23 protein-coding genes are annotated in these 26,012 nt (G+C 59.7%); 10 read left to right on the top strand and 13 right to left on the bottom strand.

What is annotated here, in order from left to right; genetic code table 11:
* Window positions 1-526 precede the first annotated feature (526 nt).
* The 5 genes from JF535_RS00180 to oppF all read left to right on the top strand — a co-directional run bounded on the left by JF535_RS00180 (window position 527) and on the right by oppF (window position 6,161).
* The gene (locus JF535_RS00180; RefSeq protein ID WP_242523532.1) at window positions 527-2,203 is read left to right on the top strand and encodes a peptide ABC transporter substrate-binding protein; all 1,677 of its coding nucleotides are present in this window, start codon (window positions 527-529) and stop codon (window positions 2,201-2,203) included.
* Between the two features lie 106 nt (window positions 2,204-2,309).
* Entirely contained in the window at window positions 2,310-3,233 is a 924-nt protein-coding gene (oppB, locus tag JF535_RS00175; RefSeq protein ID WP_206997752.1) for an oligopeptide ABC transporter permease OppB, read from the top strand.
* Window positions 3,234-3,248: 15 nt separating this feature from the next.
* Window positions 3,249-4,157, top strand: coding sequence for an oligopeptide ABC transporter permease OppC (gene oppC, locus JF535_RS00170; RefSeq protein WP_206997750.1), 909 nt, complete (start codon window positions 3,249-3,251; stop codon window positions 4,155-4,157).
* Between the two features lie 10 nt (window positions 4,158-4,167).
* Window positions 4,168-5,145 (top strand): oligopeptide ABC transporter ATP-binding protein OppD, encoded by a 978-nt coding sequence (gene oppD / locus JF535_RS00165; protein WP_242523531.1) that lies wholly within the window; start codon window positions 4,168-4,170, stop codon window positions 5,143-5,145.
* Entirely contained in the window at window positions 5,145-6,161 is a 1,017-nt protein-coding gene (oppF, locus tag JF535_RS00160) for a murein tripeptide/oligopeptide ABC transporter ATP binding protein OppF (protein WP_206997746.1), read from the top strand. The genes oppD and oppF overlap by 1 nt, the downstream gene beginning before the upstream one ends.
* Window positions 6,162-6,274: 113 nt before the next feature.
* Here the strand turns inward: oppF and crp are convergent, their stop codons facing one another.
* Entirely contained in the window at window positions 6,275-6,910 is a 636-nt protein-coding gene (gene crp / locus JF535_RS00155; protein WP_206997744.1) for a cAMP-activated global transcriptional regulator CRP, read from the bottom strand.
* Between the two features lie 364 nt (window positions 6,911-7,274).
* On the opposite strand from crp, the gene JF535_RS00150 reads away from it, so the two are divergent.
* Window positions 7,275-7,682 carry an OsmC family protein gene (locus tag JF535_RS00150; RefSeq protein WP_207000058.1) on the top strand — a complete coding sequence of 136 codons (408 nt, stop codon included), beginning with the start codon at window positions 7,275-7,277 and terminating at the stop codon, window positions 7,680-7,682.
* 92 nt (window positions 7,683-7,774) lie between these two features.
* Here JF535_RS00150 and coq7 read toward each other — a convergent pair whose 3' ends face one another.
* From coq7 to JF535_RS00095, 11 genes are all read right to left on the bottom strand, one after another.
* Window positions 7,775-8,422, bottom strand: a complete 648-nt coding sequence (coq7, locus tag JF535_RS00145; RefSeq protein WP_206997734.1) for a 2-polyprenyl-3-methyl-6-methoxy-1,4-benzoquinone monooxygenase — start codon at window positions 8,420-8,422, stop codon at window positions 7,775-7,777.
* A 21-nt stretch (window positions 8,423-8,443) separates the two neighbouring features.
* A complete protein-coding gene (gene purD, locus JF535_RS00140; RefSeq protein WP_206997732.1) occupies window positions 8,444-9,739 on the bottom strand; it encodes a phosphoribosylamine--glycine ligase in 1,296 nt (431 codons plus the stop codon).
* Window positions 9,740-10,001: 262 nt separating this feature from the next.
* On the bottom strand, window positions 10,002-11,576 hold the full coding sequence (gene purH, locus JF535_RS00135) for a bifunctional phosphoribosylaminoimidazolecarboxamide formyltransferase/IMP cyclohydrolase (RefSeq protein ID WP_206997730.1): 1,575 nt from the start codon (window positions 11,574-11,576) through the stop codon (window positions 10,002-10,004).
* 131 nt (window positions 11,577-11,707) lie between these two features.
* Entirely contained in the window at window positions 11,708-12,007 is a 300-nt protein-coding gene (gene fis / locus JF535_RS00130; RefSeq protein WP_066959196.1) for a DNA-binding transcriptional regulator Fis, read from the bottom strand.
* Complete coding sequence (gene dusB / locus JF535_RS00125; RefSeq protein ID WP_206997728.1) at window positions 12,004-13,014, bottom strand: tRNA dihydrouridine synthase DusB; 1,011 nt, start codon at window positions 13,012-13,014, stop codon at window positions 12,004-12,006. The genes fis and dusB overlap by 4 nt, the downstream gene beginning before the upstream one ends.
* Window positions 13,015-13,198: 184 nt before the next feature.
* On the bottom strand, window positions 13,199-14,431 hold the full coding sequence (locus JF535_RS00120; RefSeq protein ID WP_206997727.1) for a DUF3426 domain-containing protein: 1,233 nt from the start codon (window positions 14,429-14,431) through the stop codon (window positions 13,199-13,201).
* Window positions 14,432-14,681: 250 nt separating this feature from the next.
* Window positions 14,682-15,572 carry a 50S ribosomal protein L11 methyltransferase gene (gene prmA / locus JF535_RS00115; protein WP_206997725.1) on the bottom strand — a complete coding sequence of 297 codons (891 nt, stop codon included), beginning with the start codon at window positions 15,570-15,572 and terminating at the stop codon, window positions 14,682-14,684.
* A 397-nt stretch (window positions 15,573-15,969) separates the two neighbouring features.
* The gene (gene accC / locus JF535_RS00110) at window positions 15,970-17,313 is read right to left on the bottom strand and encodes an acetyl-CoA carboxylase biotin carboxylase subunit (protein ID WP_206997723.1); all 1,344 of its coding nucleotides are present in this window, start codon (window positions 17,311-17,313) and stop codon (window positions 15,970-15,972) included.
* A 15-nt stretch (window positions 17,314-17,328) separates the two neighbouring features.
* Complete coding sequence (accB, locus tag JF535_RS00105) at window positions 17,329-17,805, bottom strand: acetyl-CoA carboxylase biotin carboxyl carrier protein (protein ID WP_066959189.1); 477 nt, start codon at window positions 17,803-17,805, stop codon at window positions 17,329-17,331.
* A 68-nt stretch (window positions 17,806-17,873) separates the two neighbouring features.
* Window positions 17,874-18,308 carry a type II 3-dehydroquinate dehydratase gene (gene aroQ / locus JF535_RS00100; protein ID WP_206997720.1) on the bottom strand — a complete coding sequence of 145 codons (435 nt, stop codon included), beginning with the start codon at window positions 18,306-18,308 and terminating at the stop codon, window positions 17,874-17,876.
* A gap of 304 nt (window positions 18,309-18,612) precedes the next feature.
* Complete coding sequence (locus JF535_RS00095; protein ID WP_206997718.1) at window positions 18,613-20,502, bottom strand: protein-disulfide reductase DsbD family protein; 1,890 nt, start codon at window positions 20,500-20,502, stop codon at window positions 18,613-18,615.
* 335 nt (window positions 20,503-20,837) lie between these two features.
* Here JF535_RS00095 and JF535_RS00090 point away from each other — a divergent pair, with 335 nt between their 5' ends.
* From JF535_RS00090 to JF535_RS00075, 4 genes are all read left to right on the top strand, one after another.
* Window positions 20,838-21,506, top strand: a complete 669-nt coding sequence (locus tag JF535_RS00090) for an N-acetylglucosaminyltransferase (RefSeq protein ID WP_206997716.1) — start codon at window positions 20,838-20,840, stop codon at window positions 21,504-21,506.
* 78 nt (window positions 21,507-21,584) lie between these two features.
* Entirely contained in the window at window positions 21,585-22,145 is a 561-nt protein-coding gene (locus tag JF535_RS00085; protein WP_206997714.1) for a copper chaperone PCu(A)C, read from the top strand.
* A gap of 51 nt (window positions 22,146-22,196) precedes the next feature.
* Window positions 22,197-22,775 carry a YajG family lipoprotein gene (locus JF535_RS00080; protein WP_206997712.1) on the top strand — a complete coding sequence of 193 codons (579 nt, stop codon included), beginning with the start codon at window positions 22,197-22,199 and terminating at the stop codon, window positions 22,773-22,775.
* Window positions 22,776-22,983: 208 nt separating this feature from the next.
* Window positions 22,984-24,753, top strand: coding sequence for a putative bifunctional diguanylate cyclase/phosphodiesterase (locus JF535_RS00075; RefSeq protein ID WP_206997710.1), 1,770 nt, complete (start codon window positions 22,984-22,986; stop codon window positions 24,751-24,753).
* Between the two features lie 183 nt (window positions 24,754-24,936).
* Here the strand turns inward: JF535_RS00075 and JF535_RS00070 are convergent, their stop codons facing one another.
* Window positions 24,937-25,944 (bottom strand): adenosine kinase, encoded by a 1,008-nt coding sequence (locus JF535_RS00070; protein ID WP_206997708.1) that lies wholly within the window; start codon window positions 25,942-25,944, stop codon window positions 24,937-24,939.
* Window positions 25,945-26,012 lie beyond the last annotated feature (68 nt).

Here is a 26,012-nt window from a genome sequence, read left to right as displayed (position 1 = left end):
GGCGTCAGCCTCTCGCTCATAAAAAAACCGGGCCTCGTGCCCGGTTTTTTTATGAGCGACCAGCCAGGCTCAGGGTAGAGCAAGTCTTGGGCGGTTTGTGGTAAATGCCGCGCCCCGTGCGCGATACGGGGCATTGGTGTTTGCGGAAGCTTCTTTCCTGCCGTGTATGGCGGGTTTTTGTCCTTACTGGTAGCGGGCCTCTGCTGGCCGATCTGCACACGCCCGGTTGGCCTGGGCCCTTTCTACGCTACAGCCAAATATTCAAGGAGGCTGCTAGTATGAGGGTGCGCGAGAATGAACGACCGGTTCTGCTTATTCGATTTATTCGATGAAGAATCGGTGTGAGCACCCCAGAGATGGCCCCCAGTTGTATGGCAGTATTTTTGCATCACTGTCACTTCCCAGGTGGCCTCCGGTGCCTGAACAGAACTTTTCGCGGCCAATGCTGTATAAGTTCTAACCTGCGGGCTGATCGCCAACAGGGCCAAGCAAACAATAAATGAAGTTCCACAAGAACGAGTAATAAATGATGCGACGCAACCAATCTTCCAACCTTCGCCGTACCTGGTATTTGGGACCTGTACTGACAGCCCTGTTCGCACTTGCCGGGTGTGGGGGACCCTCAGAGCCCGCTGCGGAGTCCAGTACCCCCGCAGTGAAGCTGGACTCATCCAGGCTTGCCGCAGATCAGACTCTGGTACGGGGCGGTAGCTCGGAGCCGGAATCTCTCGATCCGCACAAAATCTCCGGGACCGTAGAGTCCGCGTTGCTGCGCGATCTGCTGGAGACGCTGGTTATCGCCGCACCAGACGGTGGGGTTCGCCCTGCGGTTGCGGAAAGCTGGGAGACAACCGACCACCAGACGTATATTTTCAACTTGCGTGAAGACGCCAAGTGGAGCAATGGTGACCCGGTCACCGCTCAGGATTTCGTCTACTCCTGGCGCCGACTGGTGGACCCGGCTACAGCCTCTAAATACGCCTGGTACCTTGCCGCCGGCAAAGTAGCGAATGCGCAAGATATTAGCGAGGGCAAGCAGCCTCCGGAAAACCTCGGTGTTGAGGCAGTGGATACGCATACCCTCAAGGTCTCCCTCGAAGTGCCGGTGCCTTACTTTGTCTCCATGCTGGTCCACGTCTCCACTTCACCGGTGCACAAAGACACCGTTGAGCAGTATGGCGATCAGTGGACCCGGGTTGGGAATTTCGTCGGCAATGGTGCCTTCAAACTGACCGAGTGGGTCGTAAACGAACGTATCGAGTATGTAAAAAATGATCTGTACTGGGATGCGGCCAACGTAAAACTGCAGAAAGTGCGCAACCTGCCGATCGCATCGCCCAATGCAGAGTTGAAGCGCTATGAAGCCGGCGAGATAGATTTCGCCTATGAGATTCCTATTGAACACATCAGCCGCCTGAAAAAAGAGCGTCCGGATGAGGTCAAAACCACGCCCTATATCGGCACCTACTACTACGAGTTCAATAATACCAAGGCACCGTTTGACGACGCACGTGTGCGCAAGGCATTGGCCTACGCCATCGACCGCGAAATCATGGCATACAAGGTCATGGGGCGTGGCGAGGAGCCTGCGTTCCACCTGACACCTGCAGTGGTCAAGGGCTTCGATGCTCCGCCGACGGCCTGGAGCCAGAAGAGCCAGCAAGACCGCGCGGCCAAAGCCAGAGAGTTGCTCGCCGAAGCGGGCTACAACGCGCAGAACCCGCTCAAGTTCAGCATCCTCTACAACACCAACGACAACCACAAGAAAGTGGCGGTCGCGATTAGCGCGATGTGGAAACAGAATCTGCAGCACGTGGATGTCACTCTGGAAAACCAGGAGTGGAAAACCTACCTCTCCACCCGCGCCAATACTGATTTTGATATTGCCCGCGCCGGCTGGATTGGTGATTACAATGAGCCGTCCACCATGCTGAAGTTGCTATTGACCGATGGCGGGAGTAACTATGCCAAGTACAGCAATCCCATGTACGACGCGCTGCTGGCGAAAAGTTCACAAGAAATGGATATGACCAAGCGTGCGGAGTATTACGCCCAGGCCGAAGAAATTCTGGCTGAGGATATGCCGATCGCACCGATTTATCAGTATGTGATCCAGCATATGGTCAAACCCCACGTGGGCGGCTATGCCGCTGATCCGCTGGACAATTATTACTCCAAAGATATGTGGATCATCGAACATTAACCGTTAACCCGGGGCCTCACACGAGGCTCCGGGTAGTTTATACAAAGGTATGGAAGCGTTTCAGAACAAGTAAGTTGCTAACAAAAACGATAAAAAGAAATTCTATATGCTGAGATTTATCGCCAAACGTGTGCTGGAAGCCATTCCCACACTGTTTATTCTGATCACGGTCTCCTTTTTCCTGATGCGCTTTGCGCCCGGTAACCCGTTTTCTGCCGAAATAACCATGACGCCGGAAGTCATGGCGAACATCGAGGCAAAATACGGCTTCGACAAGCCGGTCTACCAGCAGTATTTCAATTATCTCGGCAGCCTGTTACAGGGCGACCTGGGACCATCCTTTAAATACAAAGATTACAGCGTGAATGAGCTGGTCGCCCAGGCCTTGCCAGTTTCGGTCAAGATCGGTCTTTTTGCGTTTATCGTTGCGGTCACCTGTGGTGTCTGTTTCGGTACTTTAGCCGCGCTCCGGCAGAATACCTGGCTCGACTACACAATTATGACCAGTGCCATGGCGGGGGTGGTCATTCCCAGTTTCGTGCTGGCACCTTTGCTGGTGTTGATCTTCGCCATCTGGCTCGAATGGCTTCCCGCGGGCGGATGGCACAATGGTGCCGCACAGTATGTTGTGTTACCTGTGCTGGGGATGTCCCTTTACTACATCGCGTCGATCTCCCGCATCATGCGTGGCAGCATGATTGAAGTACTGAACTCCAACTTTATTCGCACTGCGAAGGCCAAGGGCCTCTCTATGCCCTATATCATTGTGCGCCATGCCCTGCGGCCAGCGATTCTTCCGGTGCTGTCTTATCTGGGCCCTGCGCTGGTGGGCATCATTACCGGCTCGGTAGTGATTGAAACCATTTTTGGTTTGCCCGGCATTGGCCAGTTGTTCGTCAATGGTGCCCTCAATCGCGACTACTCCATGGTGTTGGGCCTGACCATCCTGGTCGGCGCGCTCACCATTACTTTCAATGCGATCGTCGACATTCTGTATGCCGTGGTCGACCCCAAAATCCGCTACGCGTAACCTGAGGCCTGCCAGATGTTATCTACTACAGCCAATAGAGAAGCGGTTGAAAATCTTTCTACACAGCTGGAAGTGAAAGGTCGCAGTTTATGGGACGACGCCCGCCGTCGTTTTTTCAATAACCGCGCGGCACTGACCAGCCTGATCATTCTCGGTTTTGTCACGTTATTCGTATTTCTCGGCCCCGTGCTGAGCCAGTTCGCGTTTGATGAAGTGGACTGGGGTGCTATGCATGCGGCACCGTCGCTGGCCTCCGGCCACTATTTCGGTACCGACTCCCTCGGCCGTGACCTGTTTGTGCGCACCGCTATGGGTGGGCGTATCTCGCTGATGGTTGGGGTGATGGGCGCACTGGTGGCCGTCTTGATCGGCACTTTGTACGGCGCCACCGCCGGTTTTGTCGGCGGCCGCACCGACCGTTTTATGATGCGCACCCTGGAGATTCTCTACTCATTTCCGTTTATGTTTTTCGTCATCCTGCTGGTGACTTTCTTTGGCCGCAATATCCTGCTGATTTTTATCGCCATTGGTGCGGTGAGCTGGTTGGATATGGCGCGGATCGTGCGCGGCCAGACACTCAGTATTAAAAGCAAAGAGTTTGTTGAGGCTGCGACCGTCTACGGCGTTTCCAAATGGGCAATGATTACCCGGCATATCGTGCCCAACGTGTTGGGAATCGTCGCGGTGTATGCCACGCTGCTGGTGCCGCAGATGATCCTGTTCGAGTCTTTCCTCAGCTTCCTCGGGCTGGGTGTGCAGGAGCCGATGACTTCCTGGGGCTCATTGATGAACGAGGGTGCTCAAACCATGGAGATCGCGCTCTGGCAATTGATTGTGCCTGCGATTTTTATGGTCACCACCTTGTTCTGTTTCAATTTTATCGGCGACGGCCTGCGCGATGCGCTGGACCCGAAAGATCGCTAGAGAGGTGCCCATGAATTTACTCAACGTCAAAGATCTCCGGGTGGAGTTCACCACACCGGAAGGCGCCGTCACTGCCGTCAATGATTTGAACTTCTCTCTCGATGCAGGGGAAACACTCGGGATTGTTGGGGAGTCCGGTTCCGGAAAAACCCAGACCGTATTTGCAATGATGGGGCTATTAGCCAAAAACGGTATCGTCAGTGGTAGTGCCAATTTTAAAGACCAGGAAATACTGGGTTTGCCGGAGCGTGCCCTCAACAAGATTCGCGCGGAAAAAATCGCGATGATCTTCCAGGACCCGATGACTTCTCTGAACCCTTACATGAAAGTGGGAAGCCAATTAGCGGAGGTTCTGATCAAGCACAAGAGCATGAACAAACGAGAAGCCCTTGTTGAAGCCAGACAGATGCTGGATGCGGTCAAGATTCCCGAAGCGCACAAGCGTCTCAATATGTATCCCCACGAATTTTCCGGTGGCATGCGCCAGCGCGTCATGATCGCCATGGCATTGTTGTGCCGCCCGGAACTGTTAATTGCCGATGAACCTACCACGGCGCTTGATGTTACTGTCCAGGCGCAGATTCTCTCCCTGCTGAACGAGCTGAAACGGGATTTCAATACCGCCATCATCTTGATCACTCATGACCTGGGTGTGGTGGCCGGAGCCTGTGACAAGGTGCTGGTCATGTATGCAGGACGTACCATGGAATACGGTAGTGCCGACGATATTTTTTACCGTCCTAGCCATCCCTACAGTGAGGGCTTGCTGCAAGCCATTCCGAGACTGGATGCGGAGGAGGGCGCCTTGCCCACCATTCCGGGCAATCCGCCCAACCTGCTGAATTTACCTGCCGGCTGTCCTTTTCAGGATCGCTGTCATCGCGTGCAGGAACACTGCCGCCAAGAGGCACCTGTACTGACCGCCTTTGACACCACGCGTATGCGTGCCTGTCACGCAGACCCTGCCGAAATTCTGGAGGCCAGCTGATGCAAGATGCCGAAAAAGAAATGTTGTTGGACGTCCAGTCTCTGAAGGTCCACTTCTCGATCAAACAGGAAAACGCCTGGCCGTGGACAAAACCGGTGAGCCTTAAAGCCGTGAACGGGGTTGATCTGAAGCTGTATGCCGGAGAAACCCTCGGCATTGTCGGGGAGTCCGGCTGCGGTAAATCCACCCTGGCGCGGGCGATTATCGGACTCACTGACGTGACCGATGGTCATGTGCTGTGGCTCGGCCAGGATCTTGCGGCGCTGGATAAAAAGTCCTTGCGTGCGACTCGCAAAGACATCCAGATGATCTTTCAGGACCCGCTGGCCTCCTTGAATCCGCGTATGACGATCGGCGATATTATCGCGGAGCCCTTACGTACCCTGTATCCGGACGTTCCGAAAGCGGATGTCACGGAGCGTGTACAGGCGATGATGAAGAAGGTGGGGCTACTACCCAACCTGGTCAATCGCTACCCGCACGAATTTTCCGGTGGACAGTGCCAGCGCATCGGTATTGCTCGTGCTCTGATTCTCGATCCCAAACTGATCATCTGCGATGAGCCGGTTTCTGCACTGGACGTGTCGATACAGGCCCAGGTCGTCAACCTGCTCAAGCAGTTGCAGCGGGAAATGAACTTGTCGCTGATCTTTATTGCCCACGATCTGTCCGTGGTGAAGCATATCTCCGACCGTGTGATTGTGATGTATCTCGGCAATGCGGTAGAAGTAGGCACCAAAGACAAGCTGTTTGCGGCCCCCAGGCACCCGTACACTCAGGCATTGATGTCCGCGGTGCCGATTCCGGACCCGAAAAAAGAAAAGAATAAGCAGATTCAATTACTCGAGGGCGATCTGCCATCGCCGATTCACCCCCCCAGCGGGTGCGTGTTCCGCACCCGCTGTCCACACGCGGCGGCAGAATGTGCCGAGCAGGTGCCGGTGCTGCAGGGTGTAGAGGAGCACCAAAGTGCCTGCTTACGCAGCGCGGAGCTGGGGGTCCAGCATTCCGCGTGAAGGCTGTCGCCAGCGGAGATCTGAAGTTGGCTTGTGGGGGGATGGCCCTGTGCTGTACGGACATAAAAAAACCGGGCGTCTTGCCCGGTTTTTTTATGTGGCTGGAGAGGCGGTTAGCGCGTCCCGTACACCACCATGGTCTTGCCCTTCACCGATACCAGCCCCTGTTCCTCCAGGGTCTTCAGTACGCGGCCGACCATCTCGCGGGAGCAGCCGACGATGCGGCCGATTTCCTGGCGGGTGATCTTGATCTGCATGCCTTCGGGGTGGGTCATGGCATCGGGCTCGTTGCACAGGTCCAGCAGGGTGCGGGCCACGCGGCCGGTCACGTCCAGGAACGCGAGGTCGCCCACTTTACGGGTGGTGTTGCGCAGGCGTACCGCCATCTGGGTGGCGAGGTTGAACAGGAACTCCGGGTGCTGACGGGTCAGTTCCAGGAATTTGGTGTAGGAAATTTCCGCGACCTCACACTCGGTCTTGGTGCGTACCCATGCGCTGCGGGTGTCCTGGTCAAACAGGCCCATTTCGCCGAAGAAATCGCCATCGTTCAGGTAGGCAACGATCATTTCGCGCCCTTCGTCGTCTTCGATCAGTACGGTCACGGAGCCGCGCATGATGAAGTACAGGGACTCACAGCGGTCACCAGCGTAGATGATGGTGCTTTTGGCCGGGTAGCGACGGCGGTGGCAGTGGGCGAGAAAGTCTTCAATGTTGCCAGTAGACAGGGTTTCTTCGGTAGCAACCGTCACGGATCTACTCCTTTTCTAGAATTTTTGTGCCTGATCCCGGTAAGCGGAGGATTATCCCGCTTATTACACGGGGCTGACAGGGGCAGTAGGCGGCAATCGTCCGCAATGTGATCTGGGCCACCCTTTGCCGAGAGGGCGTTGGCGGCCGCCGGTGTGCGGAATGTGATGTTGTTTATAACGGTTGTGCGAGGTTGATACAACCGCCGTGAGTGATGACTTACTATTCGATAATTACCGGGTGATGCTGGTCACAGTTTGATCGATTGGCGGGGCTGCCGGGGAAGCGGTGGGGTATGCGCGTGTCGGTATGATAAGCTCGCGGCCCCATCTTTTGAGTAGGAGTCTTTCCATGGCGGCTGGTGTTATGCAGGGGCAGGTAACCTGGGTCAATGGCGTCACATTTGTCGGTGAGTCCGGCAGTGGCAATTCGATAGTGATGGAAGGCGGGCAGAAGAACAATGGTATTCGCCCGATGGAGATGATTCTACTCGGCGTCGGCGGCTGCGCGTCCTACGATGTGGTGGGCATATTGCAGAAATCCCGCCAGGATGTGATCAGCTGCCATGTAGAACTAAAAGGTCACCGCCCTGATGCGGTACCGGCACCGTTCGAGAAAATCGAGATGGAGTTTGTGGTGCGCGGGCGGGATATCAAGGAGAAGCAGGTGGCGAAGGCAGTGGAGCTGTCGGCAGAAAAGTACTGCTCGGCCTCGATTATGCTGGGCAAGGCCGGGGTGGAGATTGTGCACTCCTACCGGATCGAGCAGGTCTGAGACCCGCCGGTTTCAGGCGAAAGAAAACCCCGGGACTCGCGAGAGGGCCGGGGTTTTGTATTTTACGGGCAACCTAACCACCGGTAGCCGACCTAGACCCGGTAACTCACCGAAGTCATGGCTTTCGACACCAGGGTCATCAGCCCTTTCACCGGCCCGGGGAAGCGTGCCCCGCCGGCGTCCAGTGCGGCGTGCTGATGCTTGGCTTCATCCACCAGCATCTGCTCGACCACCGCGCGACTCTTTTCATCCTGCGCCGGCAGTTGCTGCAGGTGCCCCTCGAGATGCTTGCACACCTGCTCTTCGGTGGCGGCAACGAAGCCGAGGCTGATTTTGTCGCTGATCTTGCCGGCGGCGGCGCCAATGCCAAACGAGAGGCCATACCAGAGGGGGTTGAGCACGCTCGGGCGGCTGCCCAGTTCATCCAGCCGCTGTTCACACCAGGCGAGGTGGTCTATTTCCTCATCCGCGGCGTGTTCCATTTCCTGGCGAATCTCGGGTAACTTGGCGGTCAGCGCCTGGCCCTGATACAGGGCCTGGGCGCACACCTCACCGCTGTGATTTACCCGCATCAATCCCGCCGCGTGGCGACGCTCACTGTCGGACAGTGCTGCTTCATCCACGCTCCTGGCGGGTGACGGCCGCTCGTGACAGGGGGAGCCGGGGCTCAGGGTGCGCAGGGCGCGGTCCGCCTGCAGCAGCAGGCGGTCGAGTCCGGTCAGTTGGCGATGATTATTCACAGTGTGCTCCTAAACGGCGGATTACGCTTGCTCGGATTCTTCCCGTTCGACCGCACGGTAGCCAATGTCCTTACGGTAAAAAGAGCCTTCCCAGTAGATCTTGCGCGCGCATTCGTAGGCGTTGGCCTGGGCTTCTGCCACGGTATCGCCCAGTGCGGTGGCGCAGAGCACGCGGCCGCCGCTGGTAACCACGCGCTCGCCGTCGAGGGCGGTGCCGGCCTGGAACACCTTGGCATTCTCGCTATCGGCCTTGTCGAGTCCGGAGATGGCGTCGCCCTTGCGGTAGCTGCCGGGGTAGCCGTGGGCGGCAAGTACCACGCCCAGCGCGGGGCGGGGATCCCATTCCGCGGTGACTTTGTCGAGGCGTTTTTCCACGGCGGCCATGCACAGCTCCACCAGGTCGGATTGGAGGCGCATCATGATGGGCTGGGTTTCCGGGTCGCCGAAGCGGCAGTTGTATTCGATGACCTTGGGGGCACCCTCTTCGTTGATCATCAGGCCGGCGTACAGGAAGCCGGTGTAGGGCATGCCTTCACTGGCGAGGCCCTGCACGGTGGGCTCGATGACTTCTTTCATCACCCGCTCGTAGACGTCGGGGGTGACCACCGGTGCCGGGGAGTAGGCGCCCATGCCGCCGGTATTGGGGCCGGTGTCGCCATCGCCGACCCGCTTGTGGTCCTGGCTGGTGGCCATGGGCAGGATGTGTTCGCCGTCGACCATGACGATGAAGCTGGCTTCTTCGCCGGTGAGGAATTCTTCGATCACTACGCGGCAGCCGGCGTCGCCAAAGGCGTTGCCGCTCAGCATGTCGCGCACGGCCAGTTCGGCCTGCTCTACGGTTTCGGCGACGATGACGCCTTTACCGGCGGCGAGTCCGTCGGCTTTGACGACGATGGGCGCGCCTTTTTCCCGCAGGTAGGCGATGGCCGGTTCCACTTCGGTGAAGTTCTGGTAGTCGGCGGTGGGGATGGCGTGGCGCTCTAGGAAGTCTTTGGTGAAGGCTTTGGAGCCTTCGAGCTGGGCGGCGGCCTTCTCGGGGCCGAAGATGTTGTGGCCGCGGGCATTGAAGTAGTCGACGATGCCGTCTACCAGGGGGGCTTCGGGGCCGACGATGGTGAGGTCGATGCCTTTTTCTTCGACGAGGTCGGAGAGGGCGGAGAAGTTGTCGACGCCGATGTTGACGTTCTGGAGTTTGGGTTCGCGGGCGGTGCCGGCGTTACCGGGGGCGACGAAGACGGTGTCTACGGCGGGGTTTTGGGCGGCCTTCCAGGCCAGTGCGTGTTCGCGGCCACCAGAGCCGATTACCAGGATGTTCATTCTTGAGTTTCCCCGTGCCTGTGTTTTAGGTGGGCTAGTTTAGCATTCTTAACTTGTCGGACAGGTGACGGAGTGATGGCAGGGTGGTGGTTTGCCAGCTCCGTGGCGGGCCAAGTGCCGATGCCCGTTTGCGAGACACGCCGTGAACCCATCCCTGGGGGCTCTGCACCGCCATCCATGGCGGTGAAGGTCTCGCAAACGGGCCTCGGCACTTGGCCCTTCGCATCCGGGCTGTGTGCAACCCGGAAGGTGTCTTAGTTGCTTAGTGACGGAAGTGACGCATGCCGGTAAACACCATCGCCATACCGTGCTCGTCCGCAGCGGTGATGACTTCTTCATCGCGCATGGAGCCACCGGGCTGGATCACGGCGCTGATGCCTACCTTGGCGGCGTTGTCGATGCCGTCGCGGAAGGGGAAGAAGGCGTCGGAGGCCATGACGGCGCCCTTCACTTCGAGGCCGGCGTGTTCGGCTTTGATGGCGGCGATGCGAGCGGAGTTGACGCGGCTCATCTGGCCGGCGCCGACGCCGATGGTGCGGCCGTCTTTGGCGTAGATGATGGCGTTGGATTTCACCATTTTGGCGACTTTCCACGCGAACAGCAGTTCGTCCAGTTGCTCGTCAGAAGGCTGTACCTTGGTGACCACTTTGAGGTCTTCCTTGGCAACCATGCCGTTGTCTTTTTCCTGAACCAGCAAACCACCGGTAACGCGCTTGTAGTCGAAGGCGGCGGGGCGGGTGCTGTCCCATTCGCCGCATTCCAGCAGGCGTACGTTCTTCTTGGCGGAGACGGCCTGGGCGGCTTCGGCGCTCACTTTGGGGGCGATGATGACTTCGGAGAACTGTTTGTCGACGATCAGCTGGGCGGTTTCGGCGTCCAGTTCGCGGTTGAAGGCGATGATGCCGCCGAAGGCAGATTCCGGATCGGTGGCGAAGGCCAGTTCGTAGGCGGTTTTGATGTCGGCGGCGACGGCCACTCCGCAGGGGTTGGCGTGCTTGACGATGACGCAGGCGGGTTCGTCGAACAGTTTGACGGTTTCCAGCGCGGCGTCGGTGTCGGCGACGTTATTGAAGGAGAGTTCCTTGCCCTGCAGCTGGGTGGCGGTGGAGACCGAGGCTTCCTCAGCGTCGGCTTCCACGTAGAACGCCGCTTTCTGGTGCGGGTTTTCGCCGTAGCGCATGTCCTGGGCTTTTTCGTACTGGACGTTGTAGGTGTTGGGGAACTCGCGGGCAACGTTGTCGGTATTGCGGGCGCCGAAGTGGTTGGCGATCATGCCGTCGTACTGGGCGGTATGCTCGAACGCCTGCACCATCAGGTCGTAGCGGGTTGCGTAACCCAGCTGGCCGTCGTTGGCTTTCATTTCCTCGATCACGGTGTCGTAGCTGTGGGCATTGACCACGATGGCGACGTCTTTGTGATTCTTGGCGGCGGAGCGGACCATGGTGGGGCCGCCGATGTCGATGTTTTCAATGGCGGTGGGCAGGTCGCAGTTCGGGTCGGCGACGGTGGCCTTGAAGGGGTAGAGGTTGACCACGACCATGTCGATGGGCTTGATGCCATGCTCATCCATGACCGCGTCGTCCTTGCCGCGACGGCCGAGGATGCCGCCGTGTACTTTCGGGTGCAGGGTTTTGACGCGCCCGTCCATCATTTCCGGGAAGCCGGTGTAGTCGGAGACTTCCACGACCGGGATACCGGCCTCGCCCAGCTGGCGGTAGGTGCCGCCGGTGGAGAGAATCTCCACGCCCATGGAGGAGAGTTCGCGGGCAAATTCTACAATGCCGGTTTTGTCGGAAACGCTGATCAGCGCGCGGCGAACGGCCACCTTGTCAGTCATATCACATCGTCCGTTTGATTTAGGAAAGAACTGGTAATTCAGAAAATAGCGAGGGGGGATGGGTAAAACCCATCCCCCCTCGTCGAATTTTTACCGCTCCAGCCTGTGTCTGCCGGTAGCGGCTGGTCGCCTTACAGCAGACCGTAGCGCTTGAGCTTCTTGCGCAGGGTACCCCGGTTGAGGCCCAGCAGCTGTGCGGCGCGCGTCTGGTTGTGGCGGGTGTGCTTCATTACCACTTCCAGCATCGGTGCTTCAATTTCGGAGAGCACCATATCGTATACATCGGTCACCATCTGACCGTCGAGGTGACGGAAGTAGTTTTCCATCGCCTGCTCAACCGCGTCGCGCAAGGCCTGCGGTTGTTGTAGTTGAGTCTGGCCCCCAGTGGACACCGCATCGCTGGTATCCGGAATTAGTGCTTCATTAGTCATGCCGCTTTTGCCCCTCTAGTTATTCGGCGTTCAAACCACTCACGAACGCTGGCATGTTGTGCTTCTGCGCTATCCAATTGGTTAAAGGATTTGCGAAAAGACTCGCTGTCGGCGAGTGTCTTTACGTACCAACCCACATGTTTGCGGGCAATACGTACCCCCATAACCTCACCGTAGAAACGGTGTAACTCACCCAGGTGAGTGATCAAAATATCCCTAACTTCATCCAGTGAGGGCTCCGGCAGCTGTTCCCCCGTAGCGAGGTAATGGGCAATTTCCCGGAATATCCATGGACGTCCCTGAGCCGCACGGCCAATCATGACCGCTTTGGCGCCGGTGTAGTCCAACACCTTGCGGGCCTTTTCCGCGCCGGTAATGTCGCCGTTGGCAAAGACCGGAATCTTTACCGCGGACACAATCTCGGCAATGGTATCGAATTCGGCCTGACCGTGGTAGCCACAGGCGCGGGTGCGACCGTGGACTGCCAGGGCAGAAATTCCGAGATCCTCGGCCATTTTGGCCACCGTCACGCCATTGCGGGTATCCGGGCACCAGCCAGTGCGAATTTTCAGCGTCACTGGTACTGAGACGGATTGCACCACCGTTTCCAGAATGTCGGCGACCAGTTTTTCGTCGCGCAGCAGGGCGGAGCCCGCTGCCTTCTTACACACTTTTTTTGCCGGGCAACCCATATTGATGTCGATGATCTGGGCACCGCGCTCAACATTTGCGCGCGCGGCGTCGGCCATCATCTGCGGGTCGCCACCGGCAATCTGTACCGAAATGGGGCCTGCCTCACCGGCGTGATCCAGGCGCATACGAGATTTGCGGCTGTTCCACAGGCTGGTGTCGGAGGTGACCATCTCGGAAACCACGAGACCGGCGCCGAGTGCTCGGCACAGTTTGCGAAAGGGGCGATCGGTAACGCCGGCCATGGGCGCCAGAATGACTGGTGCACCAATGCTATAGGGGCCGATGGCGAAGCTGCTTGGTAAATCCGTGGGCAACTCGGCCTCCCGCAGGTCTGGTCTCAATCGGTGTCAAAGAGCCGCCTATAATAGCGGCTGCTCGGCCGCTGGAAAAGCGAAAAAGCGCGCAAATTGTTCGAAGGCTGGCCGGTTAGGGCGAAGTTTGTGCAGTATCCGGTGGTAATACGCGCCTTCGTCCGCTAGTCGGCCGGCGTGCCCTGGGTTACTGCGGGGCAATACGCAGCTCGTAGTTCACCGCTTCGGGGCCGGGGTCGACGATATCAAGTGCAATGTGCACCGGGTTTCCCGCGGGCATCAACCGGCGTCCGGACATCTCGCCCTTGAGGTAGTCCTGCGGGGTGAAGCGACGACTGGCAACGGGGTTATTCTTGAGGTCGGTAAACCGCAGCTGCAGGGCCGGGAAGGGCTGGTCGAAGGGGGCGCGGTTCAGGAGTACCGCTTCCACCGCCAGTGCGCCGGCAATTTGCGGGTGGCTGCGCACCACCAGATTGGAGGTGTGCATGGCGTTAATGTCCACCTGGGCTGGCAGCTTGCAGCCAAGTAGCGGGCAGGCCTGGGCATAGATGGCGCGCCAGGGTTCGCGCTTGCTGAGTGTGTCGAAACGAAAATAGGCGGTTTGCGCCGCTAGCGCCAGCATCAGCAGCAGAACGCCCAGTGTCCACAGCCACCCGGGGACCCGGTTGTGGCGCTTGGGCTGCCAGTTGACCTCGATGGGCGCGGGGCCGATGGCGGAGATCAGCTGGTCGCGGGGCAGCAGTGGGGCGTCGTCCCGCTGGCGTGAGTCGATGTGGTCATCTGCCACGGCGGAGGGCTTGATGTCGCCCTTGTCAGCCCGTGGCGGGGAGGGCAGGTCGTCGCTGAACCTTGGCTCGTCGTCCGCTGCCGGAAGCTCGAAGTCTTCGTGCGCGCGGTGTGCGGGTATGATGCCGCTGGATTCTTCGCGGGCTATTTCTTCGGCCCAGGGGTCGTCGCTGGCGCGGCTCAGATCATTGATTTCATCTTCGAGGCTGCTGCTGAGGTCGAGGCTCTGCTGGCTGTCTTCTTCCTGATCGAGGTTTTGCCACTGGTGTTCGCCGAAGGCGTCGTCGATCAGGGGGCTCTGGCGTGAGGGCTCGGGCTTTTCGCCGCTGTTGTTCTGCGCCGGGTCGGCTTTGGGGGTTGTTTTCTTTGGCAGCGAGTCTGCGTCGTCGCTGTCGTCACCTTCCAGCTCGATGTCGTCGTGGATCAGGAAGTCATCATCTTCGAGCAGGTCGTCGATGGCTTTCTTGGTTTCGGCTGGGGCCGGATCGTCTTCGTTGAAAACGATGTTTTCATCGGCGCGGAAGACCTGCAGGCAGGAGCCACAACGCACGGCACCGCGGGCGGCGCGCAGTTGTTGTTCGCTGACGTGAAACGAGGTGCTGCAGTGGGGGCAGCGGGTGACCAGTTGCGACATGGAATTCGACGATTATTGGTTTGGCGGGGAAGTTTATCAGTCTGCAGGGCTGGCGCGTAGTGCTGTGGCTTGGAGCTTCGTAGCCGGCGGGGGTGCTTCGTAGTTACTTTTGTGGCGGTACTGCTAGCGATACTCCCTCGCCGGACACGCCGTAAACCCATCCCTGGGGGCTCGGCTGCGGCCGTCCTGGCCGCAGACGGTCCGGCGAGGGAGTATCGCTAGCAGTCCCTGCGCTTTGGGCAGCAGACAATTACCGAACCCGTGTTCCGCTCAATCTGACCCATTCTTCCTTTTCGCCATTCTCATCAAAGTCGATCCACTGGCTGTAAGCCGTTTTCACCCTCTCGGCCTGACTATTGAGAATGCCGGAAAGACAGATGCGACCGCCCACCTTGGTGCGTTCAACCAGCTGCGGTGCCAGTTCCACCAGCGGGCCGGCGAGGATATTGGCGAGCATGATGTCGGCGCTGGACTCCTCCGGCCTGGGGGCTTTTTCCGGCAGGTAGACCGGGAAGCGCTCGGGATCGATGCCGTTGCGCACGGCGTTGTCACGGCTGGCGAGTAGCGCCTGGGGGTCGATGTCGGTGCCCATGGCGGACTCGGCGCCAAGCAGCAGGGCGGCAATACCGAGGATGCCGGAGCCGCAGCCGAAGTCGATGGCGGTTTTACCCTGTACTTGTTCACCGGCGAGCCATTGCAGGCACAGAAAGGTGGTGGGGTGGGTGCCGGTGCCGAAGGCGAGGCCGGGGTCGAGCATGAGATTGACGGCTTCCGGGGCGGGCGGCTCGCACCAGCTGGGGCAGATCCAGAGGTTGTCGGCGCACTGGATGGGCTTGTAGTGGCTCATCCACTCCCGCTCCCAGTCTTTGTCTTCGAGCTGTTCCCAGCGGGCATTGGGGAGCAGTTCGCAAAGGAAGGAGGCGGCTTTGGCTTCGGTGACACTGGTGTCGATTTCCGCATCGAACAGGCCGGTGACGAGGGTTTCGTCCCACAGGGGTGTTTCGCCGAGGCCCGGTTCGAGGATGGGCTGGTCGGCGTTGTCTTGCAGGGTGACGGAGACGGCGCCGGCGAACAGCAGGGCGTTCTCGATCTTCTCGGCCTGTTCGCGGTTGGTGTTCACTCTTAGTTGGAGCCAGGGCATTAGGTTCGTCCGGATTTTGTGGTCTTTGGGGTACTCGGAAAGTTCGTGGCGTCACCCCTGCCGGTAAGACTTTGCGGGACACGCCGTAAACCCATCCCTGGGGGCTCGGCTGCGGCCATCCGGGCCGCAGACGGCCCCGCAAAGTCTTACCGGCAGGGGCGACTTCAATTCGAAATTCGGTGCATTCTACAAGTGAAGCTGGACGCTAACAGGGTAAGGAGGGAACTGCTGAAGGGGAAGTGCCGGGGATCCATTTTCAAAAGCGTCGGCGACAGGGACGTCGCCGCCGCAGCGCCCATGGATGGGTTTACAGCGGTTTTGAAAATGGATACCCGGTGCTTGCCCGCCACGGAGGTTAATCAATGCGACTTACCTTGGGCGGGGAAAGCAGTGGAGCTTACTCGAGCCCCAGTTTCTTCTCAAGGTAGTGGATATTCACCCCACCCTTGGCAAATTCCGCATCGCGCACCAGATCTTCCTGCAGCGGGATGTTGGTCTTGATGCCGGTGATGATCGTTTCACTCAGTGCCACTCGCATCCGCGCCAGGGCGGTTTCGCGGTCTTCGGCGTAGGTGATGATCTTCGCGATCATGGAGTCGTAGTTGGGCGGTACCGAGTAGCCGGAGTACAGGTGCGAGTCCACACGTACGCCGAGGCCGCCCGGGGCGTGGAAGTTTTCCACCTTGCCGGGGCAGGGGAAGAAGCTCTTCGGATCCTCGGCGTTGATGCGGCACTCGAACGCATGGCCGGTGATCTTGATGTCTTCCTGCTTGAAAGAGAGCTTTTCGCCCGCGCAGACGCGGATCTGCTCCTTGATCAGGTCGACGCCGGTGACCATCTCCGAGACCGGGTGCTCCACCTGAATACGGGTATTCATTTCAATGAAGTAGAAGCGCTCGTCCTCGTACAGGAACTCGAACGTGCCCGCGCCGCGGTAACCGATGTCGATACAGGCCTGCACGCAGGCATCCTGCACGTCTTTGCGCACCTTGTCCGGGATACCGGGGGCGGGCGCCTCTTCCAGTACCTTCTGGTGACGGCGCTGCAGGGAGCAGTCGCGATCGCCAAAGTGCACCGCATTACCCTGTCCGTCCGACATCACCTGGATTTCCACGTGACGCGGGTTCTGCAGGAATTTTTCCATATAGACCGTGCTGTCACCGAAAGCGGCGCCGGCTTCGGACTTGGTCACCGAAATGGCATTGAGCAGGGCACCTTCGCTGTGCACCACGCGCATGCCGCGGCCACCACCGCCAGCGGCGGCCTTGATGATTACCGGCAGGCCAATGCGGCGTGCGATTTCCAGGCACTTCTCGCCGTCTTCCGGCAGCGGGCCATCGGAGCCCGGTACCGTGGGAACACCGGCTCGTTTCATCGCCGCGATGGCGGAAACCTTGTCGCCCATCAGGCGAATGGTGTCGGCGTCTGGGCCAATGAACGTGAAGCCGCTTTTCTGGACCTGCTCGGCAAAGTCGGCATTCTCTGCGAGGAAACCGTAACCGGGGTGTACCGCCACCGCATCGGTGATTTCCATCGCCGCGATAATGGCCGGGATATTCAGGTAGCTCTGCGGGGACGGGTTGGGGCCGATGCACACGGCCTCATCCGCCAGGCGCACGTGCTTGAGGTCGCGGTCAATCTGGGAGTGTACCGCCACGGTACCGATACCCATCTCTTTACACGCGCGCAATACACGCAGGGCGATTTCGCCGCGGTTGGCGATCAGTATTTTTTCAAACATGCGTCGTCACCCTACTCAGGAAATGATCACCAGGGGCTGGTCGAACTCTACCGGCTGACCGTCTTCCACCAGAATGGCTTCGATGGTGCCGGCCTTGTCGGCTTCAATCTGGTTCATCATTTTCATGGCTTCAACGATACAGATGACATCGCCCGCTTTGACTTGCTGGCCCACTTTCACGAAGGGGGCGGCGCCGGGGCTGGAAGCGGCATAAAAGGTGCCAACCATCGGTGATTTCACCGGGTGGCCGGTGAGTGCCGGTACGGACTCTGCTTCGCTTTCTGCGGCGGGGGCCGGCGCAGGAGCTGCCGCGACCGGGGCGGCGGGTGCAGCGGGCGCCATCATCGGCATCGCCATTTGCGGCATCTGCATGGATGCACCGCTGGTGCCGCGGCTGATGCGCACGGACTCTTCCCCTTCCTTGATCTCCAGCTCGCCGATATCGGACTCCTCGAGCAGTTCAATCAGTTTCTTGATCTTGCGAATATCCATAACAGTGTCACTCTCAATTTGTGAATACAAAGACGCCGGCACGCAGCCGGCGAATGAAAAAATTCTGTTTAAAGTCGCTTCAGCGCCGCTTCCAGTGCCAGGGTGTAGCTATCTGCTCCGAACCCACAGACCACGCCCACTGCCAGATCAGACAGGTAGGAATGATGCCGGAACGCCTCGCGGGCGTGGGGGTTGGAGAGGTGGACCTCAATAAAGGGAATGGCCACTCCCGCCAGGGCATCGCGCAGCGCCACACTGGTGTGGGTAAAGGCGGCTGGGTTGATGACGATAAAGTCCACCTTGTCGGCATACGCCTGGTGAATCCGCTCCACCAGCGCCGCTTCGCTGTTGCTTTGCAGGCAATCGAAGGTGCAGTCGGCCGCGTCGCACTGGGCGCGGGCGGCCTCGTTGATCTGGGCGAGGGTGGTGGAGCCGTATATCTGTGGCTCGCGGGTGCCCAGCAGGTTCAGATTGGGGCCATGTAGCAAAAGCAGTTTCGCCATCTTGTGCCTCGCTCTATGCCTCACGCTTGCGATTGGAAGTACACACGAAACTGTGACTAAAATCTGGAAAAAGTCAGAGAACGTGCGGGTAAACAGCGTTAATCAGCAGATTTGCCGAATATGGGCCGGAGTTTGCCGCAAAAGTGACCCTCTGTCCATGCCCCAAAACTGGAAATAGAGACGTTGTACGCAGATCGCCGAATTTAACGACCTATTGGCGGCAAAGTTTTAGCGGGAGTGGCCTATTCACCCATTTGAATGGCCACAAAGGCAGGGGCGGCCGGCTGGCCGCATTCGGGAGGATTCAGGGGGTGCTCTGTTCGGAGCTGGCGACCGCCTGGTCGCCAGCGGCGCCGCGCATGGCGGTGAGCAAGCTGTCGCGGGTGAGGATCTGCGGCAGGACCAGTGGCTCACCGCCGCCCGCGGGAAACAGCAAATACAGCGGCACGCTGGAGCGGCCGTAACGGGCCAGTAATTCGGTGATCTGCGGGTCCTGATTGGTCCAGTCGCCTTTCAGGGCGGTAAAGCCCAGGTCACCCACCGCTGCGGTGATCGCGTCGCTGGACAGCACCACTTTTTCATTGGCCAGACAGGTAATGCACCACGCCGCCGTCATATTGATCAGCACCGGGCGGCCCGCGCTGCGGGCGTCCGCCAGCGCCTCGGGGGAGTACACCTGCCAGTAATCGCTTTTGCCCGACTGCGCCTGCTGCCCTGTCGCGTTCTGCAGGCTGGCCAGATTCGGCAATGCCCATACGGCGCCGGCCACCGCGACCATGGCAACGGCATGGCGCAGCCATTTTTGCTGGCCGTCGCGGTTGGCCCCCGGCCACAGCCACAGGGCAAAGGCGATGGCGACCGCACCGGCGAGCACCAGCGCGACACCGTCACTGCCGGTCTGGCGGCCGAGCACCCAGAGTAGCCATACCGCGGTGAGGTACATGGGAAAGGCGAGCAGCTGCTTGAGCGTCTCCATCCAGGGCCCGGGGCGCGGCAGGCGTCGGGCGAGGCCCGGCAGATAGGTGAGCAGCAGGAAGGGCGCGGCCATGCCGGCGCCGAGGGCCGCGAATACCGCGAGCGCCATGGGTGCGGGCTGGGTAACGGCGAAGCCCAGTGCCGAGCCCATCATCGGGGCGGTACAGGGGCTGGCCACCACGGTGGCCAGGGCGCCGGTGCTGAAGGAGCCGCCGAGGCCGCTATTCTGGGTGCTGTGCGCGCCAAGTCCCATCAGGCGTCCGCCAAATTCGGTCACTCCGGAGAGGCTCAGCCCCATGGCGAAGAACAGGTACACGAGGGCCGCGATCACCACCGGGGATTGCAGTTGGAAGCCCCAGCCCACCGCCTCGCCGGCGGTGCGCAGCACCAGCATGATCGCGGCAATCAGGACAAAGGTGCCGATAACACCGGCGGTATACGCCCAGCCGTGCAGGTGCTGGCGCTCGCCGGCATGGGTGATGGCCAGCGCCTTGATCGACAGCACCGGAAATACGCAGGGCATCAGGTTGAGCAGCAAGCCGCCGCCAAACGCCAGTGCCATGGCGAGCAGCAGGCCACTGAGTCCGCCGCTGGTCGCAGCTGCGCCGGACAGGGCGCCCGTGCCCTGGCTGGTTGCGCCACCCATGCCCCCGGCGGGCGCGGCACCGCCAGTGACCGGGGTGGCGGTTTTGGCCACCGGGTCCAGGGTGAAATTGCGTATTTGCGGGGGGTAGCAGAGGCCGGCATCCGCACAGCCCTGGTAGTGCACCTGAATGCGGACGGCGCCGTCCCCGCTCAGGGCCAGCGGAACTTCCAGCTGCCAGCGGTAGACTTCCGTTTCTTTTTCGAAGTAGTCATCCCAGATTACCTCACCCTTTTCCAGCTGGAGGGGCAGTGCGGTTTTGTTTTCTCCGTCCGCCGTGTAGAGGGCGAGCTTGTCGCGATACAGGTAGTACTCGGGGGCAATCTGGAACAGGGCGCTGGCACCGCTGTCAGTAAACAGGAAGTCCAGCTGGTAGGCCTGGTCTACCGGCAGAAAGTCGTCCTGCCCACTGCTGAGGGCAGCGAACGGCGAGGACGACTGCGCGGCACTGAAGCTGTCCCGGGCAAGTGTGGGTGGTGTGAATAGCGCCAGTAGTATCAGGACCGCACTGAGCGCGGCGAGAATGGATAAGTGTGAAGCTGCTTTTGTTGGTAAGCCGTAGGTCTTCGCAGTCATGAGCAATAAAATTCTTTATAGTCGGTCTGTGTTGGACTGATGTTGTCGGCTCTCGTTCCATGACTGCCGCGGCATCCGGTGCGTAAAACCTGACGCATGAGTGTTCGTTGCGTATCGTTTGGGTGCCGGTTAGTGAGATCCAGTATACCGGGAGGCCGAGTATAGCGGTGCTTGTGGTACAAAAAAACAGCAGCCCTTTGCGGTGCAGTGATACATTGGAGGCGTTTATCAGAAGAGTGAATGGTGTCTCACGCGGTAATCGGGCCAGCACGGGCTTTTGTATTGCGCACCGGCCGTTGGCGCAATCGGCGCTGCTGCTTGTTTTGCTAGTGTCAGTGGGATGTGCAACACCGGCACCGCCGCCGCCAGCGCTGCCGGTAGAACCGCCGCAGCCCACCGGACCGAGTCCGGAGGAAATCCGCCAGCGCGCCGTACAGCATTTTCTGGCTCGTGCGGAGGTGGCGCAGCGGGAGGGGTTTATCACCATGCCCGCCGGTGCCAGTGCCTACGATTTCTACCTGCAGGTGCAACAGCTGGATCCGGGAAATATACAGGCCACAGCTGGCATCCAGACCCTGGTGATGCAGCTGGTTGAGCAGGCGCGCGACGCACTGCGCCAGCGCGCGTTCGGCCGGGTGAACAGCCTGCTGAACACGGCCGATGAAATTGCCCCGGGCAATCCGTTGTCCAAAGAAGTGCGTAGTCAGTTGCGACGCGAGCAGCAGCGGGCGCGACAGGATGTGACGCCGGGAGGTCCGGGCGCCCAGACGGTGGCACTGCCCGAGCGGGACCTGAGTGCGCGCTCCGATACCATGGTGCAAATGTTGGGTTCCATCGCCCGGCGTATTCGCGAGCACGGGTTGCGTGTGGTGATTGTTGCCCGCACTGATGCCGAGGGGCGCTGGGTGTACAGCCAGTTGCGTCAGGCTGTGCCTGGATACCGCGTGCGCGGTGACATAAAGCTCGGCAATCCACCGCGATTACTGTTACAAAAGAATCCCTGATGAACGGCCAAGTGCCGGAGTCGGATGCAGAAAGAATAAAAAGCCCCGAGCCACAATCGGGTGCGGGAGGAAAGTGCGATGATCAAACCGCTATGGCGAGTCCGTCACTGTCTGTTGAGCCTGCTTTTTTTTGCCCTTCCCGGCGGCGTTGTCGCGGCGGAAAACGCCAGGCTGGATACGCAGGTGACCACTGAAGAGGTGAGCGACAAGCTTGCCAGAGAACTGGAGGCCGCAGGTTATGCCCTGGAAATGCCTCCCGGGGCGCCCATGGGGGCAGCTTATATTGCCCTGCGCAACCTGTCTGCGAGCGAGCGGGTGCTGGCCAGGGTGGAGTTGCCCTCTCACCCTGCGGGGAAAATTGAGATGCATACCACGCAAGAGGTCGACGGCGTGAGCCGTATGCGCCCATTGAAAAAAATTGCTCTGCCCGGTCACGGCACCATTGAAATGCGCCCGGGGGCGACCCATCTGATGGTACACGGGGTGACATTGAAAGCCGGGGAGTTGCTGCCCCTCCGGTTGGTGTTTGCCGATGGGACCATCCGCGATATGCGGCTGCCGGTGTATGGCCGCGAGCAACAAAAGCAGCGCGCGGAGCCCGGCACTGGCCACCACCACGGGCATCACCATCACGGTTGAGCGCGTGTCACCCGATCAACAGAAAGTAGTCGTTAATACTGGAGAATTTGAATGAAACGTTTTGCCGCTCTACTGGTAACCGGATTTGCCTTTATGCTGGCGGCCTGTGCGCACAGCCCGGTGCAGGTCGCGGTCAAGCCTCAGGTGACAGTGGCGCCTGACAGTCTCGGCGCCGGCTATACCGTGCACGCCCGCGGGGTCAACCAGTTACCCGGTGGCGGTCTCGGGTCGTTGGGTGGCATCTATGCGGACCCCTCTAACGTGACCCTGGCGAACGACATTGAAACCTCCATGGTCGGTGCCCTCTATCAGGGGCTGGAAGCCTGGTCATTTCGTCGCGTGGAAACCGGTGGCGATGTACAAGTTGTCGCGAACTTGACCGATCTCAAGTACGACAGTCCCAACAAGCTGTATACCACTAAAGTGAAGTCCGGCGCGTCGATCCAGTTGCAGGTGACGGTGAAAGGAGCCACCTTCTATGGCAACTACAGCACCAGTGGCAATGATCGCAATCTCATCAAGCCCAGTGCGGAAGAAGTGGAGAGCACCATCAACCGGCTGCTGAGCGCCACACTCCAGCGCGCATTTGAAGACGAAAAGCTGAAGGCATTTCTGCGTCAGCACCTGTAATCGGTGCGATCGTTCGGTTTTTTGGCGGCGTGTGAGGCGCATCACAATTGCCACCAGGAGCGATAAGTAGGTTTCCGCGCCGGTGAAGATGCCGGTATTATTTTCTCTGATCGAGAGCAAGTGCCCCGCGCACTTTTTGACTCGGTAGCTGCAACACTGGGCTGCCTCGGTAAAGCCGGACCAAGTTGCTGGCTGAATTGGAATTGCATTGACTGAGTTCACACCCAAAAACGCCGCCTATCATGGTCAGCTGGATGAGTCCGGTTCAGACCTGTTACCTGGTGGTCATTTGAGCGGGGAGGCGGCGGAGTTGGCGCTGGGTGAGGTGGCTGACGGCGTGATCGTGACCGATCGTCACGGTGTTGTGCGCTACAGCAATCCTCTAGTGAGTGAACTCTGTGGCAACCTGGTGGGGCTGTTGCCCGGGCAGTTACTCCGCGACAGCCTGCCCCTATTTACCGACGAGGGGCAAGCGCTGGATCTCAAGCTGGCCAGCGGCGATAGCGGTGAAGACATTCCCCGCCGGCGCGAGCTGCATGCCAATATCCGCAGGGAGGATGGCGATCTGCTCGCCGTGAGTGTGCAGATCAACAGTCTCACCAGTGGTGCAGCGCTGGACGGCTATGTGTTGGTACTGCGGCACACTTCCGATGCCCGCCGTATTTCTACCCGCCTCAGCTGGCAGAGCAGTCACGATGCGCTCACCCGTCTCCCCAACCGCCAGACCTTCGAACATGCGCTGCAGCAGTTGCTGAAGAACTACAACGGCGCCCGCCAGCACCATATCCTGCTGTACCTCGACGTATACCAGTTCAAAGTGGTCAACGACACTCTGGGTTACAACGCGGGCGACGCACTGTTGATTGCACTGGCGAAAATTCTGACTCGCTGCCTCGGCAATGGCGACCTGCTGGGTCGTGTGGGCAGTGATGAGTTTGCGCTGTTGTTGAAAGATTGCACGCTGGAAGAGGCGCGGCGCATTGTTACCCGCTTGCGCGAAGCGGTGAATGAGTATGTATTCCAGTGGGAAGACAGCGAAACCCGCCCGGCACTTTCCATTGGCGCGGTCAGTGTTGATCGTCATGCACCGCCTGCGAGCCAGCTACTGGCTTCGGCCAATGACGCGTGCAGTGCAGCGCGGGACCAGGGGCGCAACCGGGTCAAATTTTTTGGGGATTCGCGCAAGGCGCTGGAGAAGCGTCGCGAGAGTACCTGGCTGGCAGAAATTCACGCCGCCATTCGCGAAGATCGCCTGTTGCTTTATCGGCAGCCAGTGGTGGCGCTGCAGGATCATAACCGCGTGCATCACTACGAGGTGCTGGTGCGAATGCAGGGGCGGGACGGGGATGTGATTTCTCCGGGGGTCTTCCTGCCGGCGGCAGAGCGCTACGGAATGATCGATGAGGTGGACCGCTGGGTGATTCGGAATATTTTCCGTTACATGGCGCTGGAGCAGGTCAATGGCTCCGCCGGTTTTCACTATGCCATCAATATTTCCGGCATCAGTCTCGGCGACGAGCAGTTTGCAGACTTTGTACTGCGCGAACTGACCGAGGCGGGGGTGGCGCCGTCGCGGGTACAGTTTGAGATTACCGAGACCAGTGCAATCGCCAACCTGGACCGGGCGCTGCTATTTATCCACAAATTGCGCGCCGCGGGATGCAGTTTCGCACTGGATGATTTCGGCCGCGGCGCCTCGTCGCTGGCGTACCTGCGTCAGTTGCCCGTCGATTACCTGAAGATTGACGGTTCGTTCGTGCGCAACATGCTGGAGGACGAGATCGACAGTGCCATGGTGAGCACCATCGACCATCTGGCGAAGCGCATGGGTATCGCCACCATTGCAGAATTTGCCGAGACGCCGGAATTGCTGGAGAAGCTGCGCCTGATGGGGGTGGATTATGCCCAGGGCTTCGGGATTGCCGCGGCGGCCTGCCTGCCGGAAATCAGCGGGCCTCGTCCTGCCTCGGTAGATTAGCGCCGCAGTTGCGCGGGTGCGCATGCGGCGCCTGCTGCGGCCTTCGAGTGCCGGACCCTGGTTTCAGGTCGCTGCCTGGTGCCCCGCCAAACTCGCTCCGGCGCGTTCACCTCCCTCACTGCAAAACTGTATCTAAGCTGCCTGTCCAAGGTGCTGGGTGGCGTTCGCGCCTCGAGTCCCCGGTTACGCGTCGGCCACCTGCCCCAGTAACGCACTGTGCTGCTCCGCACGCAATCTCGGTCCATACTGACTCACCACCTGCGCGGCCGCGCGGCAGGCCAGTTCCCCCGCTTCGGCGAATGCCATACCGCGATTGATACCGTACAGGAAGGCGCCCGCGAACATGTCGCCGGCGCCATTGGTGTCGATCGCTTTTACTTGCGGGGCGGCGACGCGGTATTCCTGTTCGCCATCCCATAGCAGTGCGCCGTCGGCACCGAGGGTGATGGCGAAGGCGCGGCAGTGTCTACGCAGGTCCTGGGCGGCGTCTTCCAGAGTCTCGGTTTTGCAGAATTGCAGTGCCTCTTCACGGTTACAGAACAGCAGGTCAACGCCATTGGCGCCAATCATTTCCTCGAGACCGTCGTGGAACAGTTGCACCATCATGGGGTCGGATAAACTCAGGGCGGTTTTAACGCCGGCGGCCTCGGCCTGCTGGCGTAGCTCGACGGCGGCAGCGCGGCCGGTAGGCGAGGAAACCAGGTAGCCCTCGATGTAGGTCCAGCGGGATTTGCTAAGGGCTTCGCGATCGAGCTCATCGACCGAGAGTTCGGCGCTGATACCGAGGAAGGTATTCATACTGCGCTCGGCGTCCGGTGTAATCAGCACCAGGCACTTTCCGGTGGTGCCGGTACCGGCGTTGTGCAGGGCCTTCGGGTAGTCGACACCGGCGGCGGCCAGATTGTCGCGGTAGAAATCGCCGTTGTCGTCGTCCGCGACCTTGCATGAGTAGAAGGTGTCGAGGCCGAAATAGCTGGCGGCGATGATGGTGTTGGCGCCGGAACCGCCGCAGGCATGGCTGGCGGTTACCAGATGGTTTTGCAGGTCGTCCACCAGCTGTTGCTGGCGTGTGTCGTCCACCAGTGTCATGACCCCCTTGTCGACACCCAGGGTTTGCAGGTCGCTGTCGGTGACTTCAATTTCGGTGTCGAGAAGCGCGGCGCCAATGCCGTAGAGATCGTACTGGTGCATAGAGATTTCCGTTACTGATAGGTGGCAGGTGGGTACCCGAATCCAATGGCCCATGCCGCGGGCGTTTG

Source organism: Microbulbifer salipaludis (genome assembly GCF_017303155.1).
Lineage (GTDB): Bacteria > Pseudomonadota > Gammaproteobacteria > Pseudomonadales > Cellvibrionaceae > Microbulbifer > Microbulbifer salipaludis.
Note: the sequence above shows the minus strand (reverse complement) of the source record. Positions and strands in the feature narration are given on the sequence as shown.

Excerpts from the sequence above, each read along its gene's own strand:
- JF535_RS00180 (WP_242523532.1), top strand. The coding sequence starts at position 527 with ATGATGCGACGCAACCAATCTTCCAACCTTCGCCGTACCTGGTATTTG.
- oppB (WP_206997752.1), top strand. The coding sequence starts at position 2,310 with ATGCTGAGATTTATCGCCAAACGTGTGCTGGAAGCCATTCCCACACTG.
- oppC (WP_206997750.1), top strand. The coding sequence starts at position 3,249 with ATGTTATCTACTACAGCCAATAGAGAAGCGGTTGAAAATCTTTCTACA.
- oppD (WP_242523531.1), top strand. The coding sequence starts at position 4,168 with ATGAATTTACTCAACGTCAAAGATCTCCGGGTGGAGTTCACCACACCG.
- oppF (WP_206997746.1), top strand. The coding sequence starts at position 5,145 with ATGCAAGATGCCGAAAAAGAAATGTTGTTGGACGTCCAGTCTCTGAAG.
- JF535_RS00150 (WP_207000058.1), top strand. The coding sequence starts at position 7,275 with ATGCAGGGGCAGGTAACCTGGGTCAATGGCGTCACATTTGTCGGTGAG.
- purD (WP_206997732.1), bottom strand. The coding sequence starts at position 9,739 with ATGAACATCCTGGTAATCGGCTCTGGTGGCCGCGAACACGCACTGGCC.
- purH (WP_206997730.1), bottom strand. The coding sequence starts at position 11,576 with ATGACTGACAAGGTGGCCGTTCGCCGCGCGCTGATCAGCGTTTCCGAC.
- fis (WP_066959196.1), bottom strand. The coding sequence starts at position 12,007 with ATGACTAATGAAGCACTAATTCCGGATACCAGCGATGCGGTGTCCACT.
- JF535_RS00120 (WP_206997727.1), bottom strand. The coding sequence starts at position 14,431 with ATGTCGCAACTGGTCACCCGCTGCCCCCACTGCAGCACCTCGTTTCAC.
- prmA (WP_206997725.1), bottom strand. The coding sequence starts at position 15,572 with ATGCCCTGGCTCCAACTAAGAGTGAACACCAACCGCGAACAGGCCGAG.
- accC (WP_206997723.1), bottom strand. The coding sequence starts at position 17,313 with ATGTTTGAAAAAATACTGATCGCCAACCGCGGCGAAATCGCCCTGCGT.
- accB (WP_066959189.1), bottom strand. The coding sequence starts at position 17,805 with ATGGATATTCGCAAGATCAAGAAACTGATTGAACTGCTCGAGGAGTCC.
- aroQ (WP_206997720.1), bottom strand. The coding sequence starts at position 18,308 with ATGGCGAAACTGCTTTTGCTACATGGCCCCAATCTGAACCTGCTGGGC.
- JF535_RS00095 (WP_206997718.1), bottom strand. The coding sequence starts at position 20,502 with ATGACTGCGAAGACCTACGGCTTACCAACAAAAGCAGCTTCACACTTA.
- JF535_RS00085 (WP_206997714.1), top strand. The coding sequence starts at position 21,585 with ATGATCAAACCGCTATGGCGAGTCCGTCACTGTCTGTTGAGCCTGCTT.
- JF535_RS00080 (WP_206997712.1), top strand. The coding sequence starts at position 22,197 with ATGAAACGTTTTGCCGCTCTACTGGTAACCGGATTTGCCTTTATGCTG.
- JF535_RS00070 (WP_206997708.1), bottom strand. The coding sequence starts at position 25,944 with ATGCACCAGTACGATCTCTACGGCATTGGCGCCGCGCTTCTCGACACC.